This window comes from Pseudoalteromonas sp. McH1-42 (assembly GCF_022347845.1).
Taxonomy (GTDB): Bacteria; Pseudomonadota; Gammaproteobacteria; order Enterobacterales; family Alteromonadaceae; genus Pseudoalteromonas; species Pseudoalteromonas rubra_D.
Genome location: NZ_JAKRFU010000050.1, coordinates 1 through 7,824 on the forward strand (window position 1 = coordinate 1; position 7,824 = coordinate 7,824).

Below are 7,824 nucleotides of genomic sequence, written 5' to 3' on the forward strand. Positions count from 1 at the left end.
GAATAAAGCGGAAATAGCAAGTGTAGAAAATTTCATTGTTATTATGTCCTTTTGAGAGTTATCGGTACAATGATACCTAAAAAGGAACATGAAAAAAACATTAAAAAAACATTAAAATCACACTTGAATTAACAAAAAACATTCCTTTTCTCAATAAAGTGCAAAACATTGAACGACCTTCATGGCCTGGGTAGTTTGCCCGGAGTATACGTGCGGATTAATTTAAATAGCAAAATTAATATGAATTGTACTAGCTCCGACCAGACCTAACATTTCCTTGTCTTTGGCATAAACCACCCCTTTCAAACCGCTGAGTTTTATAGGTATGTGGCGTACATCCTTATACGCCAGTTTAGAGTAGGTGTTTCCCAGATTGTTTTTTGGCTGCTTCTTTTGTGGATGCTTCAAGTTCATTTTTATTCACTCGCGTCTGCCTATCCTTAACTCTCTGTAGAGTATATAGAGATAGACAGTTACACAAATTTAGTTACTGCCTCCGCGACTTGGGAAAAAGGCAACGCGATAGCGGAATTCACGATCTCGTTGGCTGACAGGCTGACAGGCTGACAGGCTGACAGGCTGACAGGCTGACAGGCTGACACAGAATTATGAACACCCTCGGCGTACATCCTGTACGCCAGCTTGGGTGGGTGTTTCCCAAAATCAAATCACCCCGTTCTTTAGGGTTTTTCCTCATCAATGTGTGGATATTTAAGCTTTTTAAACTCTCCATAAATACCACAAGCGCTATTCACAGATTCATAACCATTGATAAATGAGTATGAGTAATCTTTAGTCACATCAATAAACCCAATAATCGGCCAGTGGCCCTGAGCTGTCGAGTCCACAGGCAAGTATTTCCCCTCTAAAGAAACATGACATTTGTCTATTCTTGAAGCTTTCTCATCATCAAGACCTCTAATCCTAATCCTTTCCTTACTTCTGGTATAGCAAGCTTCCATTGTCATACAAAGGAAGTTACCTTCACCTGTATTAATGAAATATCCACTCACTTTAACTTCTTTACCTTTATATTCTTCTGACGAAAGAATTAAGTTAATAAAACTCAAATAGGGAGTACTAAACATTACTCCTGAAACTGCTTTCAAAGAAGTAAAGAGTAACAGTGGTAAAACTATTTTCCTCATTTGCACGTACCTACTGCACTTTTTCTGAAATCCGAGTAATTTAAATTTGGCTAGCTTTTATGGTTTATAGCTCGTGGTGCATCCCATCTACTCATATGCACTGTTCCATCAGAGCCAACCGAGCTAATATAATCTACTTTCCACATTTTATGTGTGTCTTTCCCTGACCCAGTAGAAGCCCAATGACTTCCTGTCTTGTGTGTATGACAATCGGCATTGTCTCCAACCTCTGCACCATATTTGTCTTGCAGATTCCCAGCATAGCGAACTTAAGCTATAGCGGTGCACTTAAAGTTAGAACATGGCCGCTCGCTGAGCACCAATTTTGAATGGATGTCTCCCAAAATCTTATGCCTGACCAAAGGAATGGAAGAAGAGTCAAAGAGATAGCAAACCTACCTCTCTGGCCTCCTAAACTTGCGAGCGACCTACACGCTATAGACTAGGTCGCTCTCTTTAAGGGGAAAATATTAGTCTTCAGTGAGGATTTTAATTTTCATCTTTACATACTAATACCTAAGCCTACTTTATTCCTTTACTTGCCCATAAAGTTACAGATGACAAATACATTCTGTCATCCCCAGCTTTAATATTTTTAGCTGAGTAATTGTAAAGTTCAAACGCGATTATACCAGAGTCAACGCTATAAAAGTATGAGCCTGAGTAGTCATCATTTAACTCTAACGAGGGTTCACTCCCAATAGTGATAAAATAACCATCAAAACTATTACCTCCCATTGTCAACTTAGAGCGCTTTATTTCATATTCAACGTTCAACTCCTCAGCAAATCCTGTTGAATACTTTTCAAGCACACCATTAGGTAGCATTCTATCTTCAGGAACAGCTAAAACACTCGAAGATACGGTTATACAAAGTTTAAAGCCTTCAATCTTACACTTACCAATAGGCGAAATAGAGCTGCCTTCGATATATATCATTTGTTCAAAATCTAGCTCAACTAGTTCACCATCTATTCTCGTATAGCTATAAGTACTTTCAGACATACCTTCTCTTGGTATGTCACAACCAATCGTTAAAAGTATAGCTGATATCAGAACAATAAATTTTAACATTCCTAAACTCTACTTTTTGTGCGTGAAACTATTGAAAAAACATCCCACGCTGCCTGTACACCAATTTCCATAATTGTGACGAGAAGTTCCATTTACTGTTTTCATAATTGAATCTGTGAATCTTACAGCTTTATGCCTAGTGTCGTCGCTATATCCAAGTAAAGCATGTGACATTTCATGAGCAATCTTTCTTGTATGAGACACTGTGACCGTACTGCCAGAGTTTCTATCAAACATTTGGAGCCCATCAGTTAGATCCACTGTTATAAAACCTCTCATTTTCATTGCTTCTAGCTTTAATCCACGATCTTTCCCAGCTATAGCCATTGCTTTTTGGTAGTTGAACCCTGCGTTTTCTCCTTGCTTATTCAATATAATGGTTAAAGTTTTCCCCTTGCCTAGCGTATCCAGCATGCTTTTACCCGGTTGATAATCTTTAGAACCAGAGCCATATATATCGTCTAAGCTTTTTTCCACTATTGCGAGATCAGCTTCTGAAACAGGATCTGCATCTTTTCCATAATTGGCGACCTTAACTTTCCCATCCATGAGTGTCGACACTTCACCATGCTCCTGATTTTTGGCAGCGTTTTTTATTATGCTCCCACCTGATTCTCCAAACCCTTCGTTCGAATTTCCATGACCATCAGTTTCAGTACTACCTTGACCTTTAGCTTCCAACCCATCAACACAACCGCCACCGGCTGCCATATTAAGCATACAGGTCACTGCTTGGCCTTTCGCAAACCCTTTGGCCCAGCCACCCGCAAAGTTCGCCAGAGCCGTACCACCTTGATTGGCTGCCTGGATAATACCCACCGCCAGCTTGGCGTAACCATAGTATGAATAGGCTGTCAGTAAACCACTGAGTACAGTCGCCGTCACACCTGTGATAATCCCCTGGGTGATTGCCGCATTCAGTGCCCATATCGCTATCGTCGCAAAAATATAACCACTGGGGTCAGTCTTATTCAGCGGGTTATTAACCACATACGAATAACGGTTCAGGTTTTGAATATTCTCCGGCGCCTGCACCATAGGATCTGCTTGTAAGAAGCGCCCCAGGATTGGGTCGTAAATACGCCCGCCCATGTGCACTAAACCAACTTCATCCATTTGCTCATGGCCCGTATAACCGCGTAACGTCAGCTGGCTGGTGAACTTACTTTGGTCGCTAAAGTCTCTCGCCCAGGTGGTCGCATTGCGGCGTGCACCAAACACATCAAAGCTCATCACCTGCTCTTTCTTACCACTGGCATCCGCAATCACATGCGTTGAACCCAGGTGGTCGTCCAGCATAAAGCGCGTGGTTGCCTGGTTGTTCACTGTGGTGATAAGCACTTTGCCTGCAATATAGCGCTTGCTCACCCAGATGCTTTGACCGCCATAGCGAATGAACTCCACATTGCCCACATAACGGGTTTCCTGCGCGATTGGAATAAAGGTCGTGATGTCCTCATTGAGAATAGGCAGCAGCAGGCCTTTTTCACCCCCAAACTCCGTACGCTTATAACGCTTACCCGAACCCGAGTAGGCAAATTCCATCCAGTAGTTATCTTTTTTGATGTAAACCGGCTTGTGGAAGGTGTTGTACACCAGCTCACGGGCGTTGTCTTTCACCATATTACCCGCCGCATCGTACTGGTAGGTATTGGCTCTGTCACCCGTCACCTTGGTCACAGCATGCGGACGACTCGACTGGTAATGATAGTGGCCCACACCTGTTTTATAGGTAATGTTACCCAGCTCGTTGTAGCTGATTGTGGTGCTCGGCCCCCCTGAAATCGCGCTGCTGGTAACCCGGTTCAGGCTGTCATACCCAAAGGTTTCTTTCTTACCAATTGTATGGTCCTGACGATAATTCAGGTTGCCCAGGTTACTCCAGTTGTAAGTCCAGTTCTGTAACGTGCCGTTACCCGTTGACCTCAGACTGGTCAGTAATCCAGTCTTTTCATCAAATACCTTAGTACGGGTAATACGGCTGCCCAGTTTCTCCGTGGTGATGTTTCCAAAGGCATCGCTCGCCGTGGCCTGCCAGACCGTGCTGTTAGTCTGCAAGTCTTTAAGAGAACTCAGATGCTTGTGGGCATTATAGTGATACATCACTGACTTGCCCGAGGCATCCGTTTCCTTAGATAGCTGACCTGCGGTGTTATACGCCCAGATTTCCTTATACGTACTGCCATCAATCACCGTATGTTTTTCACGGGTGCGACCGAAGGAATCGTAATAGAAGCGCTCAGTAAAACCGCTGATCTTATCAGTCATCACGGCAACCATCCCCTTGGCATAGGCACCGTCATCATAGGTATTCTCTACATGATGTTCCAGTTTGCTCCCGCGTTTACGCTGTACTTCCGTAGTCCGTCCCAGTACATCGTATTGATACGTGATCACATTGCCATTGCTGTCTGACTCGCGGGTTACCTGATGATAGGCATTATAGATATAATTGATGGTGCCCTTATCAGGGTCGATAACCCGGGTTTTATTACCGTACTTATCAAAGCTGACTTGGATCTTATTGCCCTTAGGGTCTGTCAACAGACGTGACTTACCGTTTTCATCATATTCATAGTAAGCCGACTTATTGTTGGCATCTGTGACTTTGACCAGCAGGCCCATCGCGTTTGTCAGCTGGGTATTTTTATGATTCGACGGGTTAACCGTGGTCACACTTTCGCCGTTGTACTCGGTTTTCCAGATAGAGCCATCTGCCTTAGTTATCTGTACAACCCGATTCTGCTTGTCATACTTATACACATTCCAAAGTGGTGTGCCACCATGGAAGTAAGGCATAGACTCTTTGTATTTGCGACCTTTGGTGTCATACAAATAATCAACGTTGATGAATGTACCACTCAGGGACATAGTAGACTCGCGCAGCACACGACCATACTTATCAAAGTACTGTCGGCTCGTCGGCCCACTTTCCGAGACATTTTCCTCGTAATAAGCCGCGCCACTGACACACCCACTGGTGCACCAGTATTTACTCTTGCTGCTGCTCAGCGCTTTAGTGCCTGATCTATCAGTATTGTCGGCCGGCGTTGAAGTTTCTCCCGTCAGACGGCCTAGCTTATTATAGGTATAGTAAGTACGCTGACCATTGGCTGTCTGAGTATAGGACTTGCGGCCCAAGCTGTCATAGGCAATGGTACTACGATGGCCAAGACTGTTTTTCTCACCCGTCACCAGACGATAGGTACTGTCATAGTAAGTTTCCAGCGTCTTGGTGGGTAAACCTGACTTGCTGACCGTTTCTTTGCTGATCAGGCCATAGCTGTTCAGGGTGTAACTTTTAACTACCCCGTTATCTGCGGTTGACTTAATCAATCGCCCTTTGCTGTCATAGGCAAAGGTTGAAGTATGGGTGTTCTGATAATTCCCTTTGCTTGTGCCATTCAGGCGGTTTAGATAACGCTTGGTCTTGACCGTTTTAGTGACCCGGCCACCATAGTAGCTGTCACTATAAGTATTTGTTGTCTCCGTTTTCGCATAGCCGTTTTTCGAATCAACTGTGCTGCTTTGCGTTAACGGATTACCGTAACTGTCCACTGTCGTATCTTTGGTCTTAGTCGCAATCAGCGTCAGACTGCTGACATCCGTATTATAGGTTTTAGTAACCGTTCTGGACGGGTAGACCATATACGGCTTAGTGCTATTAGCAGTAACAAAACGCGTTTCCTGCTTACGACCAAAAGTCGACGTCATATCTGATTTCAGACGCCAAATACTGGTATTCACCGACGCCGTTGACAGCGTTGCAAACTGCGCACTGTTTACCTTTACAGGCGATGCTTGTATTCCTTCTGCAGAAATGCCCTCTGCTGCACTAAAGGTCTTAGTTGTAGCCGACAGTGTATCTATTGGTGCAAATTTTGGTGCTTCGCAACGATTGTCGCCCTCCCACCGACAATTGCAGCTTTCCGGGAAGACTTCACATGGGTCTAAGTCGCCACCGCCACCAGAACCACCGCCCGAGCCACCACCAGAACCGCCGCCTGAGCCACCGCCAGTAGACGTATCACTGCCATAACGCACATACGTCTGAACCCGCTCCGGACTGCCCCGATAATCGCCATCCTGACGATAGGTTGTGATAACCTTAGTCCCGCCATTCACCGCTTCCATCTCAACCTGACGGAAGCCCAGCATGCCACGGCCCACCTGCGCTTTCGCACCGTGATACTTGTACTTTATGGTTTCGCCTTTTGCTGTCAGGGTACTGACGACACGCGCGCCAGACTTCATGTCCGTAACACGGCCATTGCCCCAGCTCTTGGTACGGGCATCGCTGTGTGGCGTGTAAATATTGCGGTTGTTCAGCGTCGAATACGACACTGTGGTATACGCACCAAAGCCGTCTCGTACCGATGTGATCAGATTCGTCGGCGCATCAGCGTTCTGATATAAGCCCATACGACCCTGAAATACCAGCTTGTCTGCAGCACCGTCACCGGTGACATCCATAAAGGTCGTAAAATCATAGTTAGAGCCATGTGAGGTCAGTTTACGATACGTGAAGCCTGTGCCATTGTAGAAGTAGAAATGGTCACCATGGTCTTCACGGTATACCTCTGGGATCCCGTCACCATTGATATCAAACACCTTCAGGCTCGGCTTGTCATAGTTAAACAACTTGATCCCGCCCGCTAGCCCCGTACCGGTATTGATCCGTGCATACCAGTCATTGTTACTGTTACGGTACAGAATATCTGCCAGACCATCGCCATTCAGTTCAACCGCCTGAATGTCTTTATACGAGCTGGTACTGCCGAGAGAGTAAAGTTCTTCGAAGGTGTCGTTGCCCTTTGAGATCAAGATTTTCCAGTAAGTTACATGTGAATAGCCCTGCGTGGTAATGGGACCTGATACCCGGCTCAGTGACTGTACCTCCGCCGCCTGCTGCTCAGCCTGGAGTGCTACCGTGGCGGCTGGCCCGCCGACCATATTAACCGGATTCAGCTGACTCAGATTAACAGGGGTAATGGGTGCTGATTCACTACGCTGTGTGACTGTACCATCACCAAGGCGCTCGACCTGACCACCAAATTTATCGCCCAGATTAGCCGTGCGGGAAACTAAGTGTTGTGTGCCGGCTGAAAAAGGCTCTATTGGTTGAATCCCTACCGGGTCTTCACACCTGCCTTCAAAGTCGCAGTCGCCGCCACCGCCACCGCCACCGCCGCTGGTATAGGTGCTCACACGTACTTGCGCCAGGAAGTCGGCACGACCATCCCCATTAAAGTCCATCGCCTGGAAGGTGTTGTCTTCTTTATCGTACGACAACATAGTCGCCGTTGAGCCACTCGGTGCCGACAGGTTAAACTTCAGCGCTTTTGCTGCACCACTGGCCAGACCCGTTTTAATACCTTTCTGATAAGACAGCTTGTTGCCCACAAAATGTAACAGCTCCGGGTAACCATCTGCGTCTATGTCTAAAAAGCGCGTGTTATCATCCGAGCTCGGCTTGCTGATCCCCGTCAGCTGCGTAAACGTAAAGTTCATCGCTGACGTATGGCGCATCAGTTGCCAGTACTGGCTGCTGCCCTTCATATACAGGATGTCGTCTTTGCCATCCTTATCATAATCAATGACT

Annotated in this window: 4 protein-coding genes; all 4 read right to left on the reverse strand. The window is 46.0% G+C overall.

All coding sequences use genetic code 11. The features are described from left to right. Positions 1 to 222 precede the first annotated feature (222 nt). Positions 223 to 414: a hypothetical protein gene (locus MHN31_RS23780; RefSeq protein WP_239445505.1), complete on the reverse strand. Its 192-nt coding sequence runs from the start codon at positions 412 to 414 to the stop codon at positions 223 to 225. A 266-nt stretch (positions 415 to 680) separates the two neighbouring features. Then, positions 681 to 1,148: a hypothetical protein gene (locus MHN31_RS23785; protein ID WP_239445506.1), complete on the reverse strand. Its 468-nt coding sequence runs from the start codon at positions 1,146 to 1,148 to the stop codon at positions 681 to 683. 522 nt (positions 1,149 to 1,670) lie between these two features. Beyond that, positions 1,671 to 2,222: a hypothetical protein gene (locus tag MHN31_RS23790; protein WP_239445507.1), complete on the reverse strand. Its 552-nt coding sequence runs from the start codon at positions 2,220 to 2,222 to the stop codon at positions 1,671 to 1,673. A gap of 9 nt (positions 2,223 to 2,231) precedes the next feature. After that, a complete protein-coding gene (locus MHN31_RS23795) occupies positions 2,232 to 7,820 on the reverse strand; it encodes an RHS repeat-associated core domain-containing protein (protein WP_343224719.1) in 5,589 nt (1,862 codons plus the stop codon). Positions 7,821 to 7,824: the final 4 nt, after the last annotated feature.

What these genes read in the sequence shown, in the direction of transcription:
- MHN31_RS23780 (WP_239445505.1), bottom strand. Translation starts at nt 414, where the DNA reads ATGAACTTGAAGCATCCACAAAAGAAGCAGCCAAAAAACAATCTGGGA.
- MHN31_RS23785 (WP_239445506.1), bottom strand. Translation starts at nt 1,148, where the DNA reads ATGAGGAAAATAGTTTTACCACTGTTACTCTTTACTTCTTTGAAAGCA.
- MHN31_RS23790 (WP_239445507.1), bottom strand. Translation starts at nt 2,222, where the DNA reads ATGTTAAAATTTATTGTTCTGATATCAGCTATACTTTTAACGATTGGT.